The organism is Chryseobacterium sp. TQ-BC-N36, assembly GCF_058382295.1.
Genome location: NZ_CM178175.1, coordinates 69,859 through 96,415, shown reverse-complemented (window position 1 = coordinate 96,415; position 26,557 = coordinate 69,859). Strand labels below are relative to the sequence as shown.

Here is a 26,557-nt window from a genome sequence, read left to right as displayed (position 1 = left end):
TATGATGTCTCAATGAGATTCTTAAATAAGTACAGATGATGATCTGACTAATAGCCAAACAACCCATCGCAATTGCGGTGGGTTTTGTATTTCTAATAAAGCATAGAAGCTTTCAAAAGTGACACTGAAGACTTCCCCTTTTTCAAACTGTTGATAAATATAAAATATCTTCTAATAGATTAAATATTCTTAGCATATAACCAAGGGCTAAGTCCATTCAAAGATTTATGTGGATGATTACTATTATAATCAATCTGCCACTCATAAGCAATTGCATTTACCTCTATCAAAGATGTAAATAGATAAGCATCTAAAACATCTTCTCTGAATGTACGATTTAAACGTTCAATGTATGCATTTTGTGCAGGCTTTCCAGGCTGTATATACTGCAGTTCAATATCATTAACTTTACAGAAGTCCACAAAGACATTGGAAAGAAATTCCGGGCCGTTATCGGTTCTTATGCGCTTGGATTTAGGTCTGTATATGATTAATTCCTTTAGCTTTTGCACTAACCTGATGCCTGGAATTGAATAGAACGCTTCGTTGATCAATGATTCTCTATTGTAATCATCAATGACATTCAATACCCGAAACCTCCGGCCATTAGACAAAGCATCACTCATAAAATCAATTGACCATGTCTCATTGACTTTGCCCGGAACGATCAATTTCTCTTTTATACGACTTGGAATACGAGCTTTACGTTTAACCCTTAGTTTCAAGTTCATATTCCGATAAACACGAAGCACTCTTTTTCTGTTCCAAAGCAAACCTTCCAAACGAATCTTACCATAATAGGTTTCAAATCCTCTTGTAGGATACCTGGCTGCTAAATCCAGTAATTTTGAAATAACAGTTTGGTCATCCCCCCGCTACCGCACGATTGGATCGTGTGGCAGACAGATAAAAAACCTCGCATTTTGCGAGTTTTTTTGCTTGTTTAGTTTTAAAATTTTGTATAATATTACCAACGAGAAAGAACAGATATGCTTTTGTTGCAGGATCAAGCTTGTCGATATCTTCAATGCCCTTGCTGTCGCACGAATCATTCGTTTGGAACTTATACTGTCAAATCAATATCTATCGTGTGTGATGTTGATATAGTAATTCAGAATAATAAAGAGCTTCTGTTAAAATATAAGAAAACAAAAATTTTTAGGAATTCAATCTGATAGTTTGATCTATAGTTTTAAACTAAACCACACTAAAGGATTCGTGCGGTAGCGGCGATATGAAAAAGTTTGCTAGTGCTGTACAGTCACAAACCGAAGCCATTTTTAATAAAATAGATAATACAGTTTCTGCAAATATAAACATTAGAACTATAGATGATAAAGAAGATCTTAAAAGTATGGATACACTAATTGAAATAAAAGATTCTTCCTCTAAAGAATTCGATGTTTATAAAGACAAAAAGACAGATGTTGTAGGAAGAGCTATGAATGGAAAAGAAATTTATGTAAATGAGAAATATGTAGATGATTTAATGAGTGGAAGGAATAGCAAAACATTACCACATGAAATAGGGCATACGGGTGGATTACAACACCCAGCCATGGCAACAAGGGAAACTCTGTTTGATTTATCTGAAACATCTTCAACACTTAAAAGTAATTTTATGATACAAGGAGCTATACGAAAACCGACTGGTTTGAATGTACATCAAATAAATAGAATGTATAGGTTATATAAGACTGGTAAATTAAATAATAGAAAAATTGAACCTAGACTTGAAAAATGAAAAACATAATTTTAACACTATTTTTAATTGCTTTTTCTTGTAAAGAAAAAGATACTTTAACTGAAAAAAAAATATTTTTTTCAAATTTGACTGAACCCCAAAAAAATATTTATATTGAACTATTGTACTATTATCCAGCAAAAGATAAAAAGCAATCAAATTTTTATATTGTAAAAGATATCCATACTAATGACACATTGTATGTTGTTGATAAAGATAGTCTTCCTGTATCTGATTTTATTAAGAATTATAATGGAATAGAAAATACAGGCATAGTTTTGAGAAGAGGAAACTTAAAAAATAAAAAAGAATATTTATTAAATGTTCCTTCAAATTATAATTTGAGTAATAAAAAACTGTACTTAGGAGAGCTTATCAGAATAATTGATTAATCCCCCGCTGCGCATTCTATGACACTAAGCAAATAAAAATTGTTAAAATTTAAGATGCAAATTTATAAGTATTAATATAAGGAGTTTGTCTTTCTATTACGGCGAATACCCTGCTTATAAGTTTGCATCTAATATTATCTAAAATAAGCATAGGATTTTTACCTTCTTATTTCTTTTTGTAATAGTATTCTTTTATTTGAATGTCATATTTAATAGCTGTCAATGCACACATTTGTAGTAAAGATTTCATTTTTTTATCTGCAAGATGATTGACTTTTGTTCTTCCTTTTATACTTGAACCCGAGGAGTATTGAAAAGGAGCTACCCCAGAATTTTCTCCAGTTTTTAAATGCTGTAAAACCCTTTGTAGCAATGATGAAATAGAGGCATGTCTGTTCCCCGATTCCAGGAACTGATTTTATAAGTTCAGCTTGTTTGTGGAGTTCCCCTCGCTACCGCACGATTGCCCCGCTACCGCACGATTGGATCGTGTGGCAGACAGATAAAAAACCTCGCATTTTGTGAGTTTTTTTTGCTTGTTTAGTTTTAAAATTTTGTATAATATTACCAATGAGAAAGAACAGATATTCTTTTGTTGCAGGATCAAGCTTGTCGATATCTTCAATGCACTTGCTGTCGCACGAATCATTCGTTTGGAACTTATACTGTCAAATCAATATCTATCGTGTGTGATGTTGATATAGTAATTCAGAATAATAAAGAGCTTCTGTTAAAATATAAGAAAACAAAAATTTTTAGGAATTCAATCTGATAGTTTGATCTATAGTTTTAAACTAAACCACACTAACTAAAGGATTCGTGCGGTAGCGGGGGAGTCGGCCAAGTTAGAGGAACAAATTTAAAAGTTAATTTTAATAGTTCAGATCAGGCAACTACTCAATGGTATTATGGAGGGGGTTGGCAATATTTAAAGAAAGATCAAAAACCCACTAATCTCCCATCCGGAAACTTTAAAGCTTATCCTTAAAAATTTCACTCATGAATAAAAAAATAATCTTAGGAATATTTTTTCTGCTGCTAACGCTCTTAATTTTTTATTTTGTTAATAAAGAAAAGAAAGTAGAAACAGAATTTACAGGTGAGTATAATTATAAAGTTTTTAATGATTCTCTTTTTAAAAATTCATATTTTAATGAGAGTTTTGGATATATAATATCTGATTATGATTTAAAAAATATTGGTATTAGTTTTTTATCAAATAATAAACTTAACGCAAAAGATGAATATATTTTCGTTATCAACCATCCAATTAAAAAAGTTGTAGAATATGATGATGGGATTGATTATGTAAAAAAGATCCCAATAAAAGTTGAACTTGATTCGACAAAGAATACAAACAAAATATATGTTTATCGTTTAAAGAATCAAAATAAATATAGACTTATATTACCATAGTCTTCCTCCCCGCTAGCGCGAGCGTCTCGCTAGTGTCTGTAATTAAGAAAACCTCGCAACTTGCAAGGTTTTTTGCTTGTAACTTTCTATTTTCAAATGGAAAACAAAACTAAAGAGACGAAAAGTTCTCAAAAGACAGGTATTATCCAATCACTAAAATTAAACACCCGTTCAATAATTATTTTTAAACATTGCTCTACTCTATTGCAAACAGAATGTTAATTAACAAATTTTATTGCTTTAAATACAATGATAATCGGAAAATAATTACTAACTTTAGTCATAACTTTAAACCAATTAACTATGTCAAATATACTAGCTGGACTATTTGAGCATCACAGCGACTACAAGAAATTAGAGAGTGATCTGGAAAATTCGGGATTTGAAAATGAAGATTACATTATATACCTTAATAGTGATTCTAACAATCCTCAATACCTGGCAAGTGTTACAGTAAAAGATAATAACCAGATTGATCTTGCACGGAATGTATTTATTCAGAATGCAGCCCTGAAATCATACTTATTTGAAAATATGAACGTCAGCGAAACGAATTATGACACGATTAAAAAGTATATCGACGCAAGAAACAGAGCAGAAATTCACAACAGTCCTGATATTAAGATCAAAACATCAAGCGACGGGATGAATTCTGAAGTAAAATTCTAATCATATAAAAACTTGATAACCGGAGATCCGCAGTGTATTCTGCGGATCTTTTATGTTTGAAAAAACTAAAAAATTTCGTATTTTCGTCTAATTATAGGCATGTGCACAAATGAGTTACGATTTAGAACAAGAGAATAAGGAGATCCTCGCAAGATATAAGGACCTGATTTCTAACACATACAGAACACTGGATGAGGAAAACAACAAACTCATCCGAAAGGCATTCGATATTGCGCTGGATGCCCACAAGGATCAAAGGAGAAAATCCGGAGAGCCTTACATCTACCACCCTATTGCTGTTGCTAAAATCGTAGCGACAGAAATTGGTCTGGGAGCTACTTCTATTGCCTGTGCACTGTTGCATGATGTAATTGAAGATTCTGACTATACCTATGAAGATCTGAAAAAAATATTCGGGGAAAAGATTGCCAATATCGTGAATGGACTCACCAAGATATCCATCATGAACCATCAGAATATCTCTGTTCAGTCTGAAAACTACAGAAAACTGTTATTAACCTTATCCGAAGATTTCAGAGTGATCCTGATCAAAATTGCAGACCGCCTCCACAACATGCGGACCCTGGAAAGCATGGCTCCGGACAAACAGAAAAAAATCGCTTCAGAAACGGTGTATATCTATGCTCCGATGGCCCACCGTCTTGGATTGTACAACATCAAATCCGAGCTGGAAGATCTTTCTTTAAAATACAATAATCCCGAAGTATATAACGAAATCACGGAAAAATTGGAATTGGCCAAAGAAAGCCGTGAAAGGTATATTGAAGAATTCAAGAAAGAAGTATCCGAAAGACTTCATGAAGAAGGCCTAAACTTTAAAATCAAAGGCCGTGCAAAAGCCATCTCTTCTATTTACAGAAAAATGCTGAAGCAGGGCGTTTCCTTTGAAGAAGTTTTTGACAACTATGCCATCAGGATTATTTATAAATCGGATGCCAAAAATGAAAAATTCCTGGCCTGGAAGATCTATTCTATCGTTACGGATGTTTATCACAGTAACCCTTCAAGAATGCGTGACTGGATTACACAACCCCGTTCTACAGGATATGAAAGTCTTCACCTAACCGTTTTAGGCCCTGATAAAAAATGGATTGAAGTACAGATCCGTTCAGAAAGGATGGACGAAATCGCTGAAAAAGGGGTGGCCGCCCACTACAAATACAAAGAAGGTTATAAACAAAGTTCTGATGACAGAAACTTTGAAAAATGGGTAACCGAAATCCGTGAAGTACTGGAGCAACAGCAAAACCTTTCCACTTCAGAACTTCTGGATAACATTAAACTTAACCTGTATTCCAAAGAGGTATTTGTCTTTACACCAAAAGGAGAGATTAAAATCCTTCCGACCAATGCTACAGCTCTTGATTTCGCTTTCTCTGTCCACTCGGACCTGGGAATGAAATGCTTAGGAGCCAAAATCAATGGAAAGTTGGTCCCTATTTCTTACATCCTTCAAAACGGAGATCAGGTGGATATCCTTTCTTCTCAGAATCAGAAGCCAAAATCTGACTGGCTGGAATTTGTGGTAACTTCAAAAGCCAAGTCCAAAATCAAAAGTTACCTGAATTCTCAGAAAAATCAACTGGTAGAAGAAGGAAAAGAAATTCTGCAGCGAAAGCTCCGTCATGCGAAAATCAATTTCAACGATGAAGAAATTAACAAGCTTCAGAAATTTTTCAATTTAAAATCATCTCAGGAACTCTTCCTTAAATTCCAAAGCAACGAACTGGATGTCAGCAGCCTGAGAAGATATATAGAAAGTAAAAATGTATTCAACAACTTACTTTCAAGATTCAGAAAATCGCCTAATAAAAGCCAGCATTTTGAGGAACAGAAAGAGGAAAACCTTGATATGATTGTCTTTGGAAAAGATGAGGAAAAACTTAACTACAGCTATGCAAAATGCTGTACCGTAATTCCGGGAGACAAAATTTTCGGATTCATCACCATTTCAGATGGAATCAAGGTACACAGTGACAACTGCCCGAATGCCATCAATCTCAGAGCACAGTATGATTACCGTGTTATTCCTGCCAAATGGGTGAATGCCGAAAGCTTCAAAAACAGAGTAAAAATTGAGATTGAAGGACTGGACAGAATGGGGATGATCAACGATATCACGACGGTCATCAGCGGAAGTATGGGAATGGATATGAAAAGTATGTCTATTGAATCCAACAACGGCGTTTTTACAGGAAATATCAATCTGGAAGTCAAAAATAAAGGTCAGTTAGAGGAAACCTTTAAAAAACTTAAAAGTATTAATGGAGTTTCCAGAGTGAGACGACTACAATCATAGCATGAATTTAACTCTTTATTTTAAAAAATTTTTCAGTAACAGTCAGTCTTCAGGAATTATTCTTATTTTCTGTGTGCTGATTTCATTGCTTATTGCCAACTCAACTTTAGCAGAAGGATTTCAGCATTTTTTAGACAAAGAAGTGGGCACTCATCTTTTTGGGTTGGAATATCCTGTCAGCATCTGGATCAATGACGGACTGATGGCCATATTCTTCCTTCTGGTAGGTCTTGAAATAAAGCGTGAACTTGTAGAAGGTGAGCTTTCATCTTTTAAGAACGCTTCCCTTCCTATTTTTGCTGCCGTAGGCGGAATGCTCGTTCCAGCCGTAATCTACAGCATTTTCAATACAGGGACAGAATACAGCAATGGCTGGGGAATTCCTATGGCAACCGATATTGCTTTCTCCCTGGCTATCATTTCAATGTTGGGTAAAAAGATTCCGAATTCTATCAAAATATTTTTAGCAGCATTGGCTATTGTAGATGATCTGGGAGCTATTCTTGTAATTGCAGTTTTTTATACAGAACAAATTCACTGGAGCTATCTTCTCCTGTCTTTTGGGGTAACGGCTTTACTTTTTATCTTAAACTTCCTAAAAGTAACCAAGACTGTATTTTACATTATTCCGGGACTCTTTCTATGGTACTTCCTTCATCATTCCGGAATTCACGCTACCATAGCAGGTGTTTTACTGGCCTTTTCAATTCCTACCAATGCTTCCAATGTTGAGATTTCGCCGCTGGAAAAACTGGAGCACCGGCTTCATATTCCGGTAAGCTTTCTGATTATGCCCATATTTGCTTTAACGAATACGAATATCACTTTTTCCAATGAAATGGTTGCCGGAGCTACAAGCACCCTGGGATTGGGCATTATTTGTGGTTTAGTATTAGGCAAGCTGCTTGGGATTAATTTATTCTCATTGATTGCCATTAAATTAAAACTCAGCTCTCTGCCTCAGAACAGTACCTGGCTGCAGATGATGGGTGTAGGATTATTGGCCGGAATCGGATTTACAATGTCAATCTTTATTGCCCTGCTTTCTTTCAAAGACGAAATACAGATTCAGGATGAGGCTAAATTTGCCATTTTAATAGCTTCCTTCATCGCTGCAGTTGCCGGATTTATTATACTAAGCTTAAGCTCAAAAGAAAACCCGGAACTGGAAGAGAATTAATCTTTTTTCCGGTCCTCCATCTTTCTTTTGTGCTCTTCATCACTCTCGAAGTCAGGTTCTTTAATCTGGCCGTGATATTGTATAGCTTCTTTCTGAATCTCATCAGACAGCAGCTTTTCTATTCTGAGTTTTCGGATCGCCATATTCAGTTCATTCCCAAACAGAAGGAGATAGACATTCACATTTACCCACACCATCAGCAGGATCATGCTTCCAATAGATCCGTATAGCACGTTATACCTTGCAATATCCTTCACATAAATAGCGAAAATATAAGTAGTGACCACAAACAATACGGTGGTCAGAATAGCTCCCGGAACCGCCTGCCTGAATCTTGTAATCTTTACAGTTCCCAACCAGTAAAATAAGGTTAAAAGGATAAAGTAAAAAAGCGGAAAAGAGACAAATCCAATAATTTTGGAGAGATTATTCACCAGCCATGAAATATCATAAGCCGGCGTAAAAGGTTTTAATACGACTTCTGCATAATACACTCCAAAAAGTGCCAGGAATACAATAGTAATAAAGCCTATTGTAATAAAAAACGAAAGAATGAATTCTTTCACATCACTGAGTTTTTCATCAGAATTTTCATTGAATCCGTTGATCAGGGAAAACGTTCCGTTGGTTGCAAAAAGCAGTGCCAGCACAATGGTCAGATTACTGATGCCTTTCATATTGGGAACAATATTGGCCTCAATATATCCCCGTATATCTCCTTCCATGTTGGATGGAAAAACATTATGCATTAATACTTCAAAAATATAGAACTGCAGTTTCGCATAATGCGGCATATACGGTAAGACCGAAAGCAGGAACAGAATAAACGGAAACAGACTTATCGTAAAGCTCCATGAAATAGCCGCTGCTTTTCTTCCTATCTTTCCTTTAAAAATCCCTGAAATATAGATCTGAAACATCTGCCAAAGCGATATTCCCAAAACAGGAATATGAATGTTGTCAAAAAACTCCTGAATCTTCAAAATAAATTTTGGAACCTTTATACTCATCTATCTGCTTGTCTTTTTACAAATGTAGGGGAATTAAATTAAATAGGGAAAAGATAAAAGGTAATAGGCAGCAGGAATCAGATAGCCGGAATTAAGGAATAATAACTTAAACCAGCAACATTGAACCCAAAACTTTGAAATTTACTCCCTGAAGTCCTATCTTTGCATCTGAAACTTCTTACAATGCGAATCAGCTTACTTTGTATCGGTAAAACAGATGATAAGGAAATTACCTCTTTAATCAATTATTATCTGAACCGCCTTCCCAAACACTGGAATTTTGAAATTACTGAAATACCGGATGTTAAAAATGCGAAAAATCTGTCACCCAAACTTCTCAAAAAAGAAGAAGCAAAATTGTTTCTAAACCATTTCGATAAAAATGATCTGGTGGTACTCCTTGATGAAAAAGGAAAACAGCTGACCAGCCGGGAATTTTCACAGAAAATAGATACATGGATGAATTCATCAGTCAAAAAAGTACATATACTCATCGGTGGTGCATACGGCTTTTCAGAGGATATGTACAGCAGAGCCAATGAAAAAATGTCTTTATCCAAAATGACCTTTACCCACCAAATGATCCGCCTGTTCATTGTTGAGCAGCTTTACCGTGCTGATCAGATTCTGCAGGGAAAACCTTATCATAACGATTAAGACAAAAAAAGTAGCTTCAAAAGTAACGTTCTATTCCTTTGAGCGTTGAGGATTCAGAATTATTATTTCAGGCTGATCTGTCTTTTTGCTTCACCTACTACAAAGGCAACAGAATTAGCAATATTAAAACTCCTGATAAGTTTCGACATAGGAATTGTCAGATGATTTTCAAAACGGCTTAAAACCTCTCTACTTAATCCTGCACTCTCCTTTCCGAAAACCAGCCAGTCTCCATCCTGAAAATCAGTTTCCAGATAAGATTTTTCAGCATGCGAACTCATTAAAAAAACACGTGACATGTCGGGAATATTTTTAATCCATTCTTCTACATCCGCATATTCAGAAACATCAAGATGTACCCAATAATCCAATCCGGAACGTTTCAGGTTTTTATCATTAATTATAAATCCAAATGGATGAATAAGGTGCAATCTGCTTTCGGTTCCTACACACAATCTTCCGATATTTCCTGTATTATTAGGTATTTCGGGCTCTACAAGAACAATATTCAACATCTTTCTATCTCTTTATTCTTATTTAACCGTTATACGGTTATTGCTTTGGTTGGTTTATTGAATGATTTGGAAGAATTAATTTTCAATTACTTTTTTACACATTTAGCATAAAAAGCTGTCAGCACTGCTTTTTCGTATCCCAAAGCTACCGCTTTATCGAGATTTTCGCAGGCTTCCTTCAGCTTGGAAGCTTCAAACAGAATCATAGACTTGCTCACATAAGACTGGGCAAATTTTGGATCTATAGAGATGGCTTTATTGGCATCTGCCAGTGCTTCTTTATATTTTTTCATTTTAAAATATACATCTGCACGGCCATTATAAAGCAGTGATTCAGGTTTTTCAGAAATAAGCTGGTTATAATCCTTTAAGGCTCCGTCAAGATCTCCATTATTTTTCTTCAGATTAGCCAGTCCGGTTTTAGCGAAAATATTATCGGGTGCAAAAGTAAGAATCTGATTAAGATCTTTGATCGCAAGATCTGTTTTCCCCTGGCTGTCGTAGATTTTGGACCGTGTAAGATATAAATCAGGAGTTTCAGGATTTACTTTGAGCCCTTTTTCAACATATTCCAGAGCCTTTGCCTTATTTCCTTTCTGGCTGTACAGTGATGACAAATTTACATACACAGAAACCGACATAGGATTGGCTTTTAAAGCAGATTCATAAGATCTGAAAGCCTGGGTAGCCTTCCCCTGCCTTCTCTGAGACGTTCCAAGATAGTCGTAATATTCTGACTGGAATTTTTGGATCTGCTCTTTCTCTGCCAGTTTTAAATACTGTTCTTCAGCACACTTATAGTCAGCTTTTTTAAAACAATCTTCTGCCAGTTTCTTATCCTGGGCATGGAAATTAAGAGAGAAGCTGAGGGAAATTATAAATAATAAAGTTTTTTTCATGAGGTTATTGCTTGTTTGTTGATCACTTTTTTGGCGAGTGCACCAAATATCACTCCCAATAAAGATCCAACAAACGCCCCCACCAAAATATCTATCGGGAAATGCACTCCTAAATATATGCGGCTGTAGGAAACTACCAGAGCCCATACAAATATAGCATATGGAAACCATTTAAGTTTCTTTTTTAATAAAATACTTAAAAAAGAGGCTAAAAAGAAAGTATTGGAAGCATGAGCAGAATAAAACCCAAACTGTCCGCCACATTTTACAATTCTCATATGATGCTCCAATGTAGGATCATGACAGGGTCTTAGCCTTGCCACACCATATTTGAAAACACTTGCCAACTGATCAGAAACCGTTGCTCCGATAGCTAAAAACAACAGGATAAAAACCAACGACCTTAGCTGGTAATTTTTATATAAAAAATAAAGAAATATGATGTAAAGAGGTACCCAGATCCAGGTACTTGAAATCATCATCCAAAACTGATCGAAAGACGAATCGCCCAAATTATTAAGGTAAAGAAATACCTTTTTATCTTCCTGAATGATTTCCTCCATGATTATCTGCTTACAGGTCCTTCGTAAGTTTCATCATCCGCAGGTTTTGGCTTTGGAGTTTCATCAGAAGCAATAGTACCGGGCTCTGTAAGAATATCTTTCTTGATATCATTTACAGGATTGAAATCTTTGGCAGCATCTTTTACCTTTTCAATTTCACGTTTAATTTCAGAAACAGGATTATCTGTTTCCTTCATAATTTCAGTTTTGATATCTTCCACTGCTCCACGCATTTTTCTAACGCCTGCACCTAAGTCACGCGCAATCTGAGGCAGCTTATCCGGACCGAATAATACAACGATTGCAATGGCAATGAGTGCCATTTCTCCAATGCTTAATTCCATGGGGTAAAATTACGAAAGATTATTGCATTTATTGACTGTAAACTAAAAATTTAAACAAATTTTAAGATTTTATAAAATATTTCATGATGCAAAGTTCAGGGTTTCAGGTTTGAGGTTAAGAAATTGAGTATGACTGATTATGCTGAAGAGTTCTATCGCAATACCTCTGCATAGCCTATATTCTCTTTCACTTATTAATTAATAAATATTTAATTCAAAACAATGAGAATTATAGTATAAATTACTATATTTACGTAGCACAACCAAAATATTTATTATGAAAAAACTAGTGACTACTTTTAAGGTTTTCGCCGTTTTATCGGTATTGGCACTTAACAGCTGCCAGAGTGAAAACAACGAGATCAACCAGCAGGAAACAGTTCAGGCAAAGGTAAACACCGATGACCTGAAAAAAGAACTAGCTCCTCTTCCCTCTCAAATTATTCCTGAAGCGGTACAGTTTCAACTGAATGAATCCGGAAAAAATCTTGAAGCATATCTGAAAAATGATTTACAGATTACAGGAGTGGCTGCACTGGGAAAAATCACAACCCAGAAAGGCCTTGAGCTTGCTCAAAACATCATTTCTGATAAAGACCAGTTTATTGCCTCCGGGAATATCATGGAGCCTTCTTCAGTAAAGGTCGGAAAAATCGGGGATCTTTATCGCGGGGATGACCTTACAATCGCCCGTCAGGGATTAAAAGAAGCCATCTCCGAAGAGGTCAAGTCAGGTACAAATGTTATGGAAATAACCTGGAACAGTAAAAACGGAACATTTAAAACATTGTGTTTTTACAGTGATTCCGGAATTATCTGGGACAATATCTTCGGAGGTCTGGTGATGATGGACATCCGTGGGAATTCTGAAGCATCCAGCAACAATCAGGCTGCAAGAGTCGTTTCTACATGGTATAAACAATGGTGGACAGCAAATTGGCTGTGGGGATCCAAGAGAGGTGAAATGGGCTATCAGATTACCATTTATTACTCCGGTGCAACTGTGTCTAATGCAGATGTTAATGACTGGGGATATATCAGCTTAGGAAAGGCAAAAAGCGAGAGTAAGATTATAAAGAAAACGGGAGCCTACGGACAGTGCCGTTACGCACTGGGGCTTTGTACACCTACCGGTTCTTTAAGCTTCAATTCCAGTAATTTCTCAGTGTCATTCTCAGGACTGGGCAGTAATATCGTGAGCAACGGGACAAAATCCCTCTATCCATAATTTTCGTAAAAATCAGTGTAAAAGCCGGCAAGTTCTCTGAACTTGCCGGCTTTATATTTTAAAGACAGAATTAATATTCTATCAATTTTTGTTTTTTGACTTTAAGGCTTCTACTGCATTTTCCCGTAGTCCGAAAGTATTGATCAGTATTTCATACAGCTGTATATCATTTCCTATCGCTATAGATTCTTTTGCCCCATCATCAGACCGGATATTCAGCACATGATCCGTATAGGTATACCGGGCATTTTCATCTACTTTTGAAAGAATCAGCTTATTTTTAAAATGTGAACCAGGATGGGTAGACAGATACCAGTTGGAAATTTCAAGATCAGCAGGTTCCACATGTTCACGTACAAATCGGTACACCGGAAGCCATTGATCTTTCCACATCCAAAGCGTATAAACGTCTTCTTTTTGGGAAACTTTAAAAATACCATTCGGAGTTGTCTGCTGCTGTTCTTCATGTAAAAGCAGAGGAGTCGTAAGGGTAGCCGTCCCGAATCCGCAGTCGACAATATATTTCTTTTCTTCAAAGTCAACAATAAGCAACAGATGAGTCTGCGGGGCAACACTGTCTTCCTGCCTTCCCCATACCACCCTCCCCAACTGGAGCCTTACATTGAATCCCAGATATTTTAAGACCTCACTTAAAAGCAGGTTTTGTTCATAGCAATATCCTCCTCTTGATTCCACAACCAGTTTTTTAAATACATCATCCACATTCAAAGAAGGCACTTTTCCTGTGTAAGGGTCTATGTTTTCAAAAGGAATATATTTAGGATGAAGCTGATGAATTTTTCTCAATGTTTCCATATTCACCTCCGGAACACCCGAGAAATGAATCCGCTCAAAATATTTTTCCAGGTCTGATGTATTCATAATTTGTTTTTTCTTGTTTCAAAAATACACAAAACTGATCCAATATAATTATTGATAGATTGACATCCTGAAATGATCTGTATTTTCAGAATAGAAAAACATCTATTCTTTCCAAAAATCTTTTTCTGATGTCATATCAATTAAATCTTTATTTTTTTTCTTAAAAGCTGAGTAGGTAATCACGACACTGATTGCCATTAAGATAAATGCCAGGAAAAACGGTGCTCCTGAAAACTTGAAAGGCGCTTCATCATGCGTGAAAAAATAAAACAGGTTCGTCATCATAGGAGGCCCGATGATGGAAGTAGCACTCATTAAGCTCGTCAATGCACCCTGAAGTTCTCCCTGCTCATTCGAAGGGACACTTTTCGTAATGACAGACTGTAAAGCCGGCCCGCAAATTCCTCCCAGGCAATATGGAATCAGAAAGACAAACATCATCCAGCCCTCAGATGCAAAAGCAAATAAGAACATTCCAACCGCATAAAAAGCTAATCCATAATAGATGCTTTTCTGCTCTCCAAGTCTTGGAGTCGTCCATCTGATAAGACCTCCCTGTACAAGACCAACCAATAAACCGACTACTCCTAAGGAGATTCCTACCATTCTTTCCGTCCAGCTGAATTTATACATCGTAAAGAAGCTCCAGTTACTCTGTACAGCATGACCTGCAATATAAATTAAGATCAGTGAAACGATCAGTCCGGAAATCTCAGGATGTTTCCCTAAAAACTTAAACGAACCTATAGGATTGGCACGTTTCCAGTCGAATTCTCTTCTTTTATCTTTATCTAAACTTTCAGGAAGTATGAAATAGCCGTAAAGGAAATTAAGAAGACACAAACCTGCAGCAGCATAGAAAGGAACTCTGGCACCGTAATGCCCCAGAACACCTCCCAGAACAGGACCAATGATAAATCCGAGCCCAAATGCCGCTCCTATCAGTCCAAAATTTTTAGCTCTGTCTTCATCAGTGGAAATATCGGCAATATAGGCACTGGCAGTGGTCACACTTGCACCGGTAATTCCGGCAATAATCCTTCCCAGAAACAGCCACCAGATTGTGGGAGCCAGTGCAAGGAAAATATAATCTATGGCAAACCCGAAAAGAGAAATCAGGATAATAGGCCTCCGTCCATATTTATCACTCAGGTTACCGACAAGCGGAGAGAATATAAACTGTGTAAATGCATAGGCAAATCCCAGCCAGCCTCCATATTTTGCGGCTTCACTAATATCTGCATGAATAAGCTCCTCAATCAATTTGGGAACAACAGGAATGATGATTCCCCACCCCGTAATATCGATCAGTAAAGTAATAAATATGAAGCCTATGGCTGCTTTTTTCTTTGAATTTTCCATGATGGTGCAAAATTAATCAAATCTGAAAAATAATGATTCTAAATAATGAATTGTTAATATAAATACTAAAAAAAGACCGCTTCTTGCGAAACGGTCTTTACTAATTTATTGTAGTTTGTATTACTTTGAAGCAAGTTCTTCTTTCGCAGAAGTAGATCTTCCGTGTACCTCTTCTTCTTTTCCGGTTTTAAGGAAATCATAAGCAATTGCAGACGCAATAAAGATGGATGAGTAAGTACCGAATCCAATACCGATTAACATGGCAAACATAAACCCTCTCAGGTTATCTCCACCGAAAATGAAGATCGCAAGGATAACCAGAATTGTAGTGAATGAGGTGTTGAATGTTCTACCCAGTGTACTTGAGATAGAATCATCAAAAAGACCTGCCAATGTTAAAGATTTTTTCTCTCTCAGGTATTCTCTGATTCTGTCGAAGATGATTACCGTATCGTTGATTGAGTAACCCAATACTGTAAGGATTGCAGCAATGAAATCCTGATTGATCTCCATGTTGAACGGCATATATTTGTGAAGCAGTGAATATGCTCCTAAGATAATTACCGCATCGTGGAATAGAGCAGCAACTGCTCCAAGAGAGAACTGCCATTTTCTGAATCTTACAAGGATATAGATGAAGATCATAGCCAATGCAGCCAATACCGCATAAATACCGTGAGTCTGGATATCATCAGCAACCGAAGGACCTACCTTCTCAGAAGAAATAATTCCTGCGTGGTCTTTATCAGCAGATTTGAAATCCTTCAAGGTTGTACCTGCCGGTAACTGTGATTTTAATCCTTCAAATAATTTTTGTTCGATAATCTGGTCAGCTTTTAAAGATTCATCCTGGATAAGGTAATCTGTAGAAATCTTTAATTGTTTATTGTTTCCGAAAGTTTTAGCTTCTACAGAAGAGTTTTTTCCGTCTTCCGTTTTGAATAATGCCACTAATTTTTCTTCAACATCTTCAGCTTTTACATCTTTGTCAAATCTTACCACATAGTTTCTACCACCGGTAAAATCAATCCCATACTTGAAGCCGTGTGTTGCAATTGAAATGATACATACTACTGTAAGAACAGCAGAAATGATGTAGGCATATTTTCTCTTTCCGATGAAATCGATCCAGGTATTTCTGAATAGATTCTTTGTTGCCGGAGTCCATACAGAAAGACCTTTTCCTTTATTTAATCTTGAGAAGATCATTACTCTTGAAAGCAATACTGATGTAAATAATGTCATTGCAATACCGATCATCAGCGTTAATGCGAAACCTTTGATAGGTCCTGTTCCGAAGAAGAACAATACAACCGCCGTCAGGAAAGTCGTAGTGTGACCGTCAATAATAGCATTCAATGCATGTTTGAAACCATCTTTATAAGCTTCAAGAATACTTTTCCCTGCAAATAATTCTTCTTTGGTTCTCTCGTAAATAATAACGTTCGTATCGACTGCTACTGCCATCGTAAGAACGATACCCGCGATACCTGGAAGCGTAAGCGTAAAGTCTCCCGAATCCATAATACCGAAAATGTAGAATAAGTTGATCACCATTGCAATTACTGCATACACACCAGCACCACCGTAGTAGAAAATGATATAAACGATGATGATCGCAAATGCAATCAGGAATGACATTAAACCTGAATCAATAGCCTCCTGTCCTAAAGACGGACCTACAACCGTAGCCTGAACTACTTTTGCACCTGCAGGCAATTTACCGGCACCTAACACGTCTACCAGTTCTTTAGCTTCTTCCTGAGAGAAGTTACCAGAGATCTGAGTTCTACCGTTAGGAATAGCACCGACAACGTTCGGAGCAGTATATACTCTGTTATCAAGAGTTACTGCAACTGGTTTTCCAACGTTTTTCTCCGTTAATGTTTTCCATTCTTTTGCTCCTTTAGAGTCCATCTGCATGTCTACCACTACTCTGCTTAGTTCATCGTAGCCGATATTCGCAGTTTCAACAGCACCATCTACCGGAGCTTTTTGATTGATGTTACCTCTGATCGCATACAATACCAAGCTTTCAGCATCAGTAGCCTCAGGTTTGTAACCCCACATGAACTGTGTATATTTAATGTTAGCCGGACGTAAAGACTGAGCTACTTTGCTGTTTAAGATTTTGTTTACAACTGCTGTATCAGATAATTTTACGCTGGCAACCCCATTACTTCTTAATTTGTCAAGCTGTAAAAGGTTCATAAAGTTGACATTCTTTGCCACTCCCATAGAATCTCCTTTTGCAGCAACCATAGTTGTTAAAGTCTGGAAATAAGGTGCAATTTCAGGAACCTGCTGTACTTCCCAGAACTGAAGTTTTGCAGAGGTCTGAAGCATTTTTTTCACTTTATCAATGTCCTTCATACCAGGCATTTCCACAGAAATTCTAGCTGTACCAGGTACTCTCTGAACGTTGGGCTGGATAGCTCCCAGCTTGTCAATTCTCGTTCTGATCACCTCAAAAGCTGTTCCTACAGAAGCATCAATTTTTCTTTTAACAATACTTTTTACCTGCTCATCAGGAGTATTGTATTTCACTTCAGTAAGGGTTGTATTTCCGAAGATTTCCGGATCTGCCAACTTAAGGTTTGCACCTTTAGCTTTGTTCACTACATCAAACTGCTCAAAGAAGTTGTCGATGTAAGGTTTAGTAGAATTCTTCTGTGCTTCATCAGTTTTGTTTAAAGCCTCTATAAGAATAGGGTTTGTAGAATAATTGGTTAAATCATTCACAAGATCCCTTTGGTTGATTTCCAAAAGAACGTTGATCCCTCCTTTAAGGTCAAGACCAAGTTTCATTTCCTTGTCTTTGGCTTTAGTGTAATAAAGTTTTGTGAATCCTAAGTTCAAAGTATCTTTAGAAAGTCTTGCGATTTCTTTCTGATACTTCTCCGGATTGTCTCCTGCAATAGCAGTCGCCTGCTTTTCAATTTTGCTGGCGTACCATGTTGGTAATAGCTCGTTTAAGCAAATCAACCCTAGTACAATAGCGACAATTGTAATAAGTCCTTTTCCTTGCATTTTATTATAACTACGTTAAATTAAGTCGGCAAATATAATGATTTTCTTGTATTTTATGAATTTTTAACAACAGAAATGGTTTATTTCCAGATATATTGGTATTGTGATTTCGATTTAAGATTTAACAATTTTTCCATGCTATCATAATGAAGTCTTCAAAATATGATTGGTATAAAATTTTCATACTATTTCTCAACACACTAACTCTCAAAATATTATGAAAAAATTACTTTTTAGCATCAGTATTTTTTCTTCCTTAATTGTTAATTCTCAAAGTATTAATTTGGAAGAATTTGTCACGGGACTAACCAATCCTGTAGAGATTACGAATGCCAATGACAGCCGTCTTTTTGTTGTTCAGCAGAACGGTATCATTAAAATTATTCAGCCTAATGGGACTGTTAACTCCACTCAATTCCTGAATATAAGTTCAAAAATTATTTTTGGCGGTGAAAGAGGTCTTCTTGGTCTCGCATTTCATCCACAGTACTCTACTAATGGGTATTTTTTTGTGTATTATAACAATACAGCCGGAAATGTTACTGTCGCGAGATACAGTGTAAGTACAGCAGATCCCAATGTTGCGGATCCCAATTCTGAGAAAATCCTTCTGAGTATTCCGAAACCTTTCGACAATCACAATGGAGGAAGCATTCATTTTGCTCCGGACGGAAAGCTCTGGATCATCACAGGAGACGGAGGAAGCGGCGGGGATCCGAATAATAATGCCCAAAACAAAAATTCATTACTGGGAAAGATGCTGAGAATAGATGTAGATGCTACCGGTCCCTATAATATCCCTCCAGATAATCCTTTTGCAGGAGCAGGGGTAGACGGTGCAGACGAAATCTGGGCTTATGGGCTCAGAAATGCATGGAAGTTTTCTTTCGACCTGACAACAGGTAATGCTATGATTGCAGATGTCGGACAGGGAGCTATAGAAGAAATCAATAAAATGCCTATTACACAGGCTGGCTTAAACTATGGCTGGCGTTGTTATGAGGGTAATAATGCCTACAATACGGCAGGATGTGCCGCACAGTCCACCATGACCTTCCCTGTTGCGGTATACGATCATTCCGGAGGGAAATGCTCTATTACAGGAGGGTATGTGTACCGGGGAACTCAGTATCCTACACTGCAGGGAAAATATTTCTTTGCAGATTACTGCTCTACGCAGATCGGGATTCTTGACAGCAATAATACCATCACATGGACGACTCCTTATTCCGGAAATAATTTTTCCACTTTCGGGCAGGATAATCAGAAAGAGTTATATGTGGCAGCCGTGAACAGCGGAAAGATTTTCAAAATCACCACAGGAACTTTAGCAACTCAGGAAAATAATACCTTAGGAACTATAAAAGTTTATCCTAATCCAGCTTCTAAAGAAATTTTTATTGAGGGAATCAAAGATGAAAAAGCTACTTTGGAGATTATAAATTCCGAAGGAAGAAAAGTATTGACAGCAGATAAAATCTCTAATGGAACAGGAATCAATATTTCAGGAATTCCTGCCGGAGTATATTTTATCAATCTTAAATCTGGAACATTGAAATCTTATAGTCAGAAATTGGTTATCAAATAGCAACAGCTGGCTGTAAACACAAACGAAACGCTAAGATTTTTAAAATTCTATGAAAAAGATCGCCAGGGTTTTTCACTCAGAAAAAATCCTGCTCAATACAGAGACTTTGCGAACATAAAGATCAATCAAACATTATAAAATCTTTGCAGACATTGTATTTAAATAAAAAAGATCAAAGGGCAATAAAAAAGCGGTTCATCTCTGAACCGCTTTTATTATATTGTCATGGAGAAAATCCTCGTTTCGGGTTTATTTCTCATCATTCTCAGGTCAAAAACCATGGCTACGTTTCTTGTAAATGCTCTACCTGCTTCCGTAATTCTGACTTCTGTTCCGTGGATTTCAACCAGCCCGTCATTTTCCATCTCTTTCAGCATTTCCAGCGCATTTTCAAGCTCCGGGAAAGAGTTGTTTATATCAAAAGTGGTTTCAAGCTGGCACATCAGATTGAGAATATGTCTTCTTACTGTCAGATCTTCATCACTCAGAACATGTCCTTTTACAACAGGAATTTCACCTTCTTCAACCATTTTCTGGTATTCTTCCACTGTTTTCACATTCTGGGCAAAAGCATACCATGAATCTGATATTGCAGACATCCCAAGGCCTACCATCAGCTGGGTTTTACTGGAAGTATATCCCATGAAATTTCTGTGAAGTTTTTTATGAATCAAAGACTGGTAAAGATCATCATGCTCAAGAGAGAAGTGATCCATTCCTACTTCAATATATCCTAAATCCTGAAGAAGCTTCTTCCCATCTTCATACAAACGGCGTTTTTCTTCACCGCTTGGCAGGTCATTTTCATCAAAACCTCTCTGTCCTACTCCCTTCACCCATGGAACGTGTGCATAAGAATAGAAAGCTAATCTGTCCGGTTTCAGTTCCATTGTTTTTCTGATGGTATGTTCCATTGCTTCCCAGTTCTGGTGGGGCAATCCGAAAACCAAATCATGGCTGATTCCTCTGTATCCGATTTCCTTTGCCCATTCAGTAACATTTTTTACATTTTCAAAAGGCTGTATTCTGTTAATCGCTTTCTGAACCTTAGGATCATAATCCTGAACACCAAAGCTTACTCTTCTGAAACCAAAATCATATAAAGTCTGAAGATGTTCTTTTGTTGTATTATTGGGATGTCCTTCAAAAGAAAACTCAGGGTGTTCTGCGATATCTACCGTTGAGAAAATTCCTTCCAGCAATGTTCTCAGATTCTCGGGAGAAAAAAACGTGGGTGTTCCTCCTCCCAGGTGTAATTCTTTCAGTTTTGGTCTTTCGCTGAAAAGATCAAGATACAGTTTCCATTCTTTTAAAACACTTTCAAGATAAGGAACTTCAACACTGTGCTGCTTTGTAATACGCTTATGACAGGCACAGAACGTACACAATGCCTCACAGAAAGGCAAATGGATATAAATAGAAATTCCCTCCGCTGCATTACTCTCATCAAAAGACCTGATGACAGTTTCTTTCCATTTTTCCGGTGAAAATGTTGATTCATCCCAGTACGGAACAGTAGGATAAGAAGTGTAACGCGGTCCTGGAATATTATACTTATCTATTAAAGAATTCATTTGAAAATTAAAATTTTATAAGGGCATGAAATTGAAACATCATTAAATTTCATCTTACAAAATTAACCATTAGTTATGAATTTTAACCTATGAATTATATTAGGTTCTATTTTATAATGAGTCTAAATACGTTTGATCAGGCTTTTGACCAATAGTGATAAATTCTATTCCTGATATTTAAAATTTTAATTTCATTACCGCAATTTTACTATTTCCTGCAAGAACCACCCTATTGCTATCAATCCATTGGCAGACAAAGAAACCTTTTTCTTCTGAAATCTTCTTCCATGTTTTACCAAAATCTGAGGAATAGCTGATATGTTGGTCCCCTACAGCAATGATTTCTTTTCCTTTTGATCCCGGCTTTATTTTCACACAGGTGGTATACCCCGCATTCTGCCCTGAAGCCTGAATCTGCCAGGTCTCACCTCCATCATTTGTAGTTGCAATATTATTAATATTAGCGTCCTGTTTGGTATAATCTCCTCCTGCTGCAATTCCGAAACGGTCATCATAAAAATCAATGGAATACATTCCCTGAGAAGATTCTCCCTGTACAAAAGGAGTATTGAAAACTTCAAACTTTTCATCTTTCAGAGTCATTCTCAAAATTCTTGAAGCTTTTCCTCCTGTGGCGATCCACAGATATTTCTTAGCTGATGATATATTGGTATTACTTGCAGCAAAGGCAGCTTCCCCTTCGTTTAATTTTAGATTATTCTTAAACATGCTCCATTTTCCATTCCTGTATACTGCCATTTTCAGAATGTTATCCTTATCTGCATCACTAAATGTGTAGGCCAGTTTATCATTAACAAAATGTAGGGCATCATAGAAAGCTGTTTTGGTGGTATCCGTAAAAACTATTTCGGATTTTAAATCATGCTTGTTGATTTTAAAAAAACGGCCGGGACTTACTATATTAATGGCATAAAAAGAAATTTTATCCTGTCCCAAGGTCCTGAATTCAAGTTTCTCTTCAGACAGTCTTATCTGCTTCTGGTTTTTATAATCTTTAAGATCTACAAACCCGAATTTGGAATCTGTACCACTGTACCAGACCTTATTGTTATATAGCTCCAGAGCTCTGATGCTGATTTTATCATTAAGAATCGTTTCAAGGCTTTCCACCTGTTGGGAAAACGCGGTAAGTCCTAAGGACAGAAATAAAATGGTGAAAGTTTTTTTCATATACTATTTTTAAAACAAAAAAAACCGCCGAAGCGGTTTATATGATTAATCTTGATTCTGATATTTTTCAGGATTGTTAAGTTTACTGTTTGATTTTCCGTAAAGGAAATACACCAAACCTCCAAAGAACAGCCATACTGCAGAAAGTTCCAATGCATGAGCACTTAAGTTGAAGATCAAATACAGATTGATAATTACTCCTAATGCTACTACAATCTTATAAGCAGGCACCTTAAAAGGTCTTATCAGATTAGGTTCTTTTTTTCTCATTATCCAAACGGCGATACACACCAGAGTAAATGCAAACAGGGTCCCGAAACTTGTCATATCTGCCAGTGTAGAAATTGGAGTAAACGCAGCTACAAATGCTACTACGATTCCCAGCAAAATAATTCCTTTGTAAGGCGTTTTTGTTTTTGGGTGAAGCTGTCCGAAGAATTTAGGAATCAATCCGTCTTTTGCCATTCCGATGAAGATTCTTGACTGTCCCATCATCATTACCATTACTACGGAAATCAATCCTACAGTAGCAGCAATTGTTACAATATTACTGGCCCAGTGTTTTCCTGCAATTTCAAAAGCATAAGCTACAGGAGCTTTAATGGCATCCGGATATTTCCCTTCCGGGTTGAAGTCTGTGTAATGCATCATTCCTGTTAACACAAGAGACACACAGATATATAAAGCTGTACAGATCAATAATGAAGCGATGATGGCGAAAGGCACATCTTTTTTAGGATTAATAGCCTCTCCTGCCTGTGTAGAAACAGCGTCAAAACCAATATAGGCAAAGAAAATAGCTGCTGCTCCGGAAATGATTCCTTTAATCCCATATGCAGAGACCATATCGCCTTCAGAATTTTTAATCTTGATCGGATCCGGAATAAAAGGTTTCCAGTTTTTAACCCCATCTACAGCATTATAAAGATCAGTATTGGAAAAAATAATATAGACCCCTGCTATAATTACAAAGATAACGGCTGAAGTCTTCATTAAAACGATCAGGTTATTGGCTCCAGCAGCTTCTTTAGTTCCTTTTACCAATAATGCAGTAATTAAAAGAACGAGAATGAATGCAGGCAGGTTCATAGAAAACCCTTCTCCGGTATAACTTGCCGGATCTGACGTTAAATATGCAGGCAAATGAATATTAAAAATTTTCAAAAATTTGTTAAAATATCCGGACCAACTCACGGAAACCGCCATACTTGCCATGGCATACTCAAGGATGAGACACCATCCCATGGCCCATGCAAAAATTTCTCCAACAGTTCCATACGCGTAAGCATAAGCTGAACCTTCTACAGGTATAATGGAGGCAAACTCTGCATAGCATAATGCAGCAAAAACGCAGGCGATCCCTGCTATAATAAAGGAAATTGCAAGTGCTGGTCCTGCATGATAATAGGCTCCCGTTCCGGTAAGAACGAAGATTCCACCACCGATGATAGCACCCACTCCAATAGCTGTTAAACTCCATTTTCCAAGGACTTTTTTCAGCTCACTTTTCTTCATATCTGCCTCATAGGCACTTAGTGGCTTTTTAACCCAAATTTTCGACATGTTTTTTTATTTATTAAGGATTTACGAAAATATAAAAAATTTATAAACTCTCACGTTAATCGTTAAAATTTCATCATTTATTTTACATTAAAGGCTCTAAAAATCTGATCAGCACCTTCGTTATAGTATTTCTGAAAGTGTTAAATTTTCTTTATTTTTGATCACATGAATTTATATGATCTTTTCATAAAGCCTTATGAGAGCTATAATGCTTTGCAGATTATACTGGAAGCTTCGGGAGCCGTTTTCGGAATGCTGAGTGTATATTTTTCAATCAAAAAAAATATATGGGTATACCCTACCGGCATTATTTCTACACTCATCTATGTTTATATACTCTTCAACTTCGGGTTACTGGGTGATTGTCTGATCAATGTATATTATACCGTAATGAGTGTCTACGGATGGATACTATGGGCCAGAAATTCTAAAGATCATATTCATGTCGATGTCACATGGGCTACACGAAAAGAATGGATTTATGCCACTGTACTTTTTATTCTGAGTCTTGCTCTCGTTACTCTTATTTATTATTACAAACCTTATATTGATAATAAATTCTCCATGGAAGGAACCAGTTTAGGATTATATCATCTGGACTGGGCAAACTGGATGGATGTTTTTACCACTTCAATATTTTTAGTAGGAATGTGGTTGATGGCCAAACAGCGCATTGAGAACTGGATTTTCTGGATCATCGGAGATTTTATTTGCATGCCTATGATGATTTTTAAGGGACTTGGAATCACTTCGGTTCAATATTTGGTATTTACTATAATGGCTATCTTAGGATACGTCAATTGGAAAAAAAGTTTTAAAGAAAAAAGTACAATAAAGTCATGAAAAATTTATTTAAAATAGCAGTCAGTATTTTTGCTATTGCCAGTTTAACATCTTGTTTAGCATATACCGACGGATACGGCAGCAATAACGGAGGTTATTACGGAGATCCCTATTATAACAACGGTTACTACTATGCACCTTCCGGATATTACGGAAGCGGTGGATATTGGGGCAATGACGGCTATTATTACAGAAACAACGTTAATTACTACTATGATAATGGAGTTCCTTATTATTACTACAATTATAATAACTCCAGAAGAAAAGTGTATGTGGAAAGAAGATCTACGGTAACATCACAAAGACCTGAGAACGGATTCCAGAATACCCGTACTACCAATAGTAACGGATCTTATAATAATGGCGGCGGTTTCAATAATAATGGCAACAGAAATAATAATGGCGGATTCAGAAACCAGAACAATGGCTATCAGAACAACCAGGGAAATCAGAATAACCAAAACAACAGTGGATTCAGAAACCAGAACAGTGGCGGATTCAGAAATCAAAGCAGCGGATACCAGAACAATCAGGGAAGCCAGAATAACAGCGGATTCAGAAACCAAAACAGTGGTGGATTCAGAAATTCTGAGAGCAGCAGCAGGTCAGAATCTTCAGGAGGCGGATTCAGAAACAGCTCAGGCAGCCAAAGCAGCAGCTCAAACAGACAGCAGAGCAGCGGAGGCGGCTTTAGATAAAACGATTATAAATAAGGAAACGAACAGCTAACACTGTTCGTTTTTCATTTTAAATATATTAATTTTGCTACTTTATTTTAGACAAGATAATATGGAATTTTATAAATATCAGGGAACAGGGAATGATTTTGTAATGGTAGATAACCGAGATCTGCAATTTACTAAAGATAAGGATATTATTGAAAAACTATGCGACAGACGTTTCGGAATAGGTGCTGACGGACTTATTCTATTGGAAAATGATCCCAATTATGATTTCAAAATGGTGTACTACAATTCTGACGGAGGAGAAAGTACCATGTGCGGAAACGGAGGAAGATGCCTTGTAGCTTTTGCATTTTTTCTGGACATTTTTGAAGATAAGTGCAGATTCACCGCTACAGATGGTGAACATGAAGCTGAAATTCACAACGGAATCATTAAACTAAAAATGATCAATGTAGACACAGTCTCACATGACGGAAACGACTTTGTTCTGAATACCGGTTCTCCTCATTATGTAAAATATGTAGAAAATCTGAAAGATTATAACGTTTATGACGAAGGATATGGTATCAGAAATTCTGAAACTTATAAAGAAAAAGGAATCAATGTGAACTTTGTGGAAAAAATTTCTGATAATGAAATTTTCGTAAGAACCTATGAACGAGGCGTTGAGGACGAAACTTACAGTTGTGGTACAGGAGTTACAGCTTCTGCTTTAACTTTTCTGCAAAAACATAATCTAACCTCTGTAAAAGTTAAAACTTTAGGCGGAAACCTTAAAGTATATGCTGAAAAAAGCGGTGATGCATTCCAGAATATATGGCTGGAAGGTCCTGCAAAGCAAGTTTTTAGAGGTAAAACTGATCTTCTTTAAAAACAAAAAACTTTTAATCAATATTGATAA

General features: G+C 36.7%; 26 protein-coding genes. 12 read left to right on the top strand and 14 right to left on the bottom strand.

Features of this window, described 5'->3' with window-relative positions:
• Positions 1 to 179: 179 nt before the first annotated feature.
• Complete coding sequence (locus AC3FI7_RS00405) at positions 180 to 731, bottom strand: integrase core domain-containing protein (RefSeq protein WP_491461112.1); 552 nt, start codon at positions 729 to 731, stop codon at positions 180 to 182.
• Between the two features lie 503 nt (positions 732 to 1,234).
• Here AC3FI7_RS00405 and AC3FI7_RS00400 point away from each other — a divergent pair.
• Positions 1,235 to 1,744 (top strand): zinc metalloprotease, encoded by a 510-nt coding sequence (locus AC3FI7_RS00400; protein ID WP_491461111.1) that lies wholly within the window; start codon positions 1,235 to 1,237, stop codon positions 1,742 to 1,744.
• The gene (locus tag AC3FI7_RS00395) at positions 1,741 to 2,136 is read left to right on the top strand and encodes a hypothetical protein (protein WP_142722095.1); all 396 of its coding nucleotides are present in this window, start codon (positions 1,741 to 1,743) and stop codon (positions 2,134 to 2,136) included. Before AC3FI7_RS00400 ends, AC3FI7_RS00395 begins: the two co-directional genes overlap by 4 nt.
• Positions 2,137 to 2,302: 166 nt before the next feature.
• Here AC3FI7_RS00395 and AC3FI7_RS00390 read toward each other — a convergent pair whose 3' ends face one another.
• Both AC3FI7_RS00390 and AC3FI7_RS00385 read right to left on the bottom strand, forming a co-directional pair.
• The gene (locus AC3FI7_RS00390) at positions 2,303 to 2,428 is read right to left on the bottom strand and encodes a hypothetical protein (protein WP_491462116.1); all 126 of its coding nucleotides are present in this window, start codon (positions 2,426 to 2,428) and stop codon (positions 2,303 to 2,305) included.
• Positions 2,391 to 2,540 (bottom strand): hypothetical protein, encoded by a 150-nt coding sequence (locus AC3FI7_RS00385; RefSeq protein ID WP_491462115.1) that lies wholly within the window; start codon positions 2,538 to 2,540, stop codon positions 2,391 to 2,393. The genes AC3FI7_RS00390 and AC3FI7_RS00385 overlap by 38 nt, the downstream gene beginning before the upstream one ends.
• Before the next feature lie 595 nt (positions 2,541 to 3,135).
• Between AC3FI7_RS00385 and AC3FI7_RS00380 the strand changes: the two genes are divergently transcribed.
• The 4 genes from AC3FI7_RS00380 (at position 3,136) to nhaA (ending at position 7,721) form a co-directional block, all read left to right on the top strand.
• Complete coding sequence (locus tag AC3FI7_RS00380; protein WP_491461110.1) at positions 3,136 to 3,552, top strand: hypothetical protein; 417 nt, start codon at positions 3,136 to 3,138, stop codon at positions 3,550 to 3,552.
• Positions 3,553 to 3,855: 303 nt separating this feature from the next.
• The gene (locus AC3FI7_RS00375) at positions 3,856 to 4,221 is read left to right on the top strand and encodes a hypothetical protein (RefSeq protein ID WP_142722091.1); all 366 of its coding nucleotides are present in this window, start codon (positions 3,856 to 3,858) and stop codon (positions 4,219 to 4,221) included.
• A 109-nt stretch (positions 4,222 to 4,330) separates the two neighbouring features.
• Complete coding sequence (locus AC3FI7_RS00370) at positions 4,331 to 6,541, top strand: RelA/SpoT family protein (RefSeq protein ID WP_491461109.1); 2,211 nt, start codon at positions 4,331 to 4,333, stop codon at positions 6,539 to 6,541.
• 1 nt (position 6,542) lies between these two features.
• The gene (nhaA, locus tag AC3FI7_RS00365) at positions 6,543 to 7,721 is read left to right on the top strand and encodes a Na+/H+ antiporter NhaA (RefSeq protein ID WP_142722089.1); all 1,179 of its coding nucleotides are present in this window, start codon (positions 6,543 to 6,545) and stop codon (positions 7,719 to 7,721) included.
• On the opposite strand, the gene AC3FI7_RS00360 is transcribed toward nhaA, so the two are convergent.
• Positions 7,718 to 8,731, bottom strand: a complete 1,014-nt coding sequence (locus AC3FI7_RS00360) for a YihY/virulence factor BrkB family protein (protein ID WP_142722088.1) — start codon at positions 8,729 to 8,731, stop codon at positions 7,718 to 7,720. The two genes, nhaA and AC3FI7_RS00360, sit on opposite strands and share 4 nt — an antisense overlap.
• Positions 8,732 to 8,914: 183 nt before the next feature.
• Here AC3FI7_RS00360 and AC3FI7_RS00355 point away from each other — a divergent pair, with 183 nt between their 5' ends.
• Positions 8,915 to 9,388, top strand: a complete 474-nt coding sequence (locus AC3FI7_RS00355) for a 23S rRNA (pseudouridine(1915)-N(3))-methyltransferase RlmH (RefSeq protein ID WP_491461108.1) — start codon at positions 8,915 to 8,917, stop codon at positions 9,386 to 9,388.
• 62 nt (positions 9,389 to 9,450) lie between these two features.
• Here AC3FI7_RS00355 and AC3FI7_RS00350 read toward each other — a convergent pair whose 3' ends face one another.
• From AC3FI7_RS00350 to AC3FI7_RS00335, 4 genes are all read right to left on the bottom strand, one after another.
• The gene (locus tag AC3FI7_RS00350; protein WP_142722086.1) at positions 9,451 to 9,903 is read right to left on the bottom strand and encodes a tRNA (cytidine(34)-2'-O)-methyltransferase; all 453 of its coding nucleotides are present in this window, start codon (positions 9,901 to 9,903) and stop codon (positions 9,451 to 9,453) included.
• Positions 9,904 to 9,989: 86 nt separating this feature from the next.
• Entirely contained in the window at positions 9,990 to 10,802 is an 813-nt protein-coding gene (locus tag AC3FI7_RS00345; RefSeq protein WP_343657767.1) for a tetratricopeptide repeat protein, read from the bottom strand.
• On the bottom strand, positions 10,799 to 11,365 hold the full coding sequence (locus AC3FI7_RS00340) for a phosphatase PAP2 family protein (protein WP_142722084.1): 567 nt from the start codon (positions 11,363 to 11,365) through the stop codon (positions 10,799 to 10,801). Before AC3FI7_RS00340 ends, AC3FI7_RS00345 begins: the two co-directional genes overlap by 4 nt.
• Before the next feature lie 2 nt (positions 11,366 to 11,367).
• Positions 11,368 to 11,709 carry a Sec-independent protein translocase subunit TatA/TatB gene (locus tag AC3FI7_RS00335; protein WP_142722083.1) on the bottom strand — a complete coding sequence of 114 codons (342 nt, stop codon included), beginning with the start codon at positions 11,707 to 11,709 and terminating at the stop codon, positions 11,368 to 11,370.
• A gap of 277 nt (positions 11,710 to 11,986) precedes the next feature.
• Here AC3FI7_RS00335 and AC3FI7_RS00330 point away from each other — a divergent pair, with 277 nt between their 5' ends.
• Complete coding sequence (locus AC3FI7_RS00330) at positions 11,987 to 12,937, top strand: hypothetical protein (protein ID WP_491461107.1); 951 nt, start codon at positions 11,987 to 11,989, stop codon at positions 12,935 to 12,937.
• 81 nt (positions 12,938 to 13,018) lie between these two features.
• Here AC3FI7_RS00330 and AC3FI7_RS00325 read toward each other — a convergent pair whose 3' ends face one another.
• From AC3FI7_RS00325 to secD, 3 genes are all read right to left on the bottom strand, one after another.
• Entirely contained in the window at positions 13,019 to 13,819 is an 801-nt protein-coding gene (locus AC3FI7_RS00325) for an arylamine N-acetyltransferase family protein (RefSeq protein WP_491461106.1), read from the bottom strand.
• A gap of 102 nt (positions 13,820 to 13,921) precedes the next feature.
• The gene (locus AC3FI7_RS00320; RefSeq protein WP_142722080.1) at positions 13,922 to 15,181 is read right to left on the bottom strand and encodes a TCR/Tet family MFS transporter; all 1,260 of its coding nucleotides are present in this window, start codon (positions 15,179 to 15,181) and stop codon (positions 13,922 to 13,924) included.
• Between the two features lie 120 nt (positions 15,182 to 15,301).
• Positions 15,302 to 18,211: a protein translocase subunit SecD gene (secD, locus tag AC3FI7_RS00315; RefSeq protein WP_142722079.1), complete on the bottom strand. Its 2,910-nt coding sequence runs from the start codon at positions 18,209 to 18,211 to the stop codon at positions 15,302 to 15,304.
• 217 nt (positions 18,212 to 18,428) lie between these two features.
• Here secD and AC3FI7_RS00310 point away from each other — a divergent pair, with 217 nt between their 5' ends.
• Positions 18,429 to 19,799, top strand: a complete 1,371-nt coding sequence (locus AC3FI7_RS00310; protein ID WP_142722078.1) for a PQQ-dependent sugar dehydrogenase — start codon at positions 18,429 to 18,431, stop codon at positions 19,797 to 19,799.
• A 215-nt stretch (positions 19,800 to 20,014) separates the two neighbouring features.
• Here the strand turns inward: AC3FI7_RS00310 and hemN are convergent, their stop codons facing one another.
• From hemN to AC3FI7_RS00295, 3 genes are all read right to left on the bottom strand, one after another.
• Positions 20,015 to 21,373, bottom strand: coding sequence for an oxygen-independent coproporphyrinogen III oxidase (hemN, locus tag AC3FI7_RS00305; protein WP_491461105.1), 1,359 nt, complete (start codon positions 21,371 to 21,373; stop codon positions 20,015 to 20,017).
• Positions 21,374 to 21,550: 177 nt separating this feature from the next.
• Entirely contained in the window at positions 21,551 to 22,564 is a 1,014-nt protein-coding gene (locus tag AC3FI7_RS00300) for a WD40/YVTN/BNR-like repeat-containing protein (RefSeq protein WP_491461104.1), read from the bottom strand.
• 45 nt (positions 22,565 to 22,609) lie between these two features.
• On the bottom strand, positions 22,610 to 24,127 hold the full coding sequence (locus tag AC3FI7_RS00295; RefSeq protein ID WP_142722075.1) for an amino acid permease: 1,518 nt from the start codon (positions 24,125 to 24,127) through the stop codon (positions 22,610 to 22,612).
• 165 nt (positions 24,128 to 24,292) lie between these two features.
• Between AC3FI7_RS00295 and pnuC the strand changes: the two genes are divergently transcribed.
• The 3 genes from pnuC to dapF all read left to right on the top strand — a co-directional run bounded on the left by pnuC (position 24,293) and on the right by dapF (position 26,527).
• Positions 24,293 to 24,970, top strand: coding sequence for a nicotinamide riboside transporter PnuC (gene pnuC, locus AC3FI7_RS00290; RefSeq protein ID WP_142722074.1), 678 nt, complete (start codon positions 24,293 to 24,295; stop codon positions 24,968 to 24,970).
• The gene (locus AC3FI7_RS00285) at positions 24,967 to 25,668 is read left to right on the top strand and encodes a hypothetical protein (protein WP_142722073.1); all 702 of its coding nucleotides are present in this window, start codon (positions 24,967 to 24,969) and stop codon (positions 25,666 to 25,668) included. Before pnuC ends, AC3FI7_RS00285 begins: the two co-directional genes overlap by 4 nt.
• Positions 25,669 to 25,759: 91 nt before the next feature.
• On the top strand, positions 25,760 to 26,527 hold the full coding sequence (dapF, locus tag AC3FI7_RS00280) for a diaminopimelate epimerase (RefSeq protein ID WP_491461103.1): 768 nt from the start codon (positions 25,760 to 25,762) through the stop codon (positions 26,525 to 26,527).
• The last annotated feature ends 30 nt before the right edge of the window (positions 26,528 to 26,557 follow it).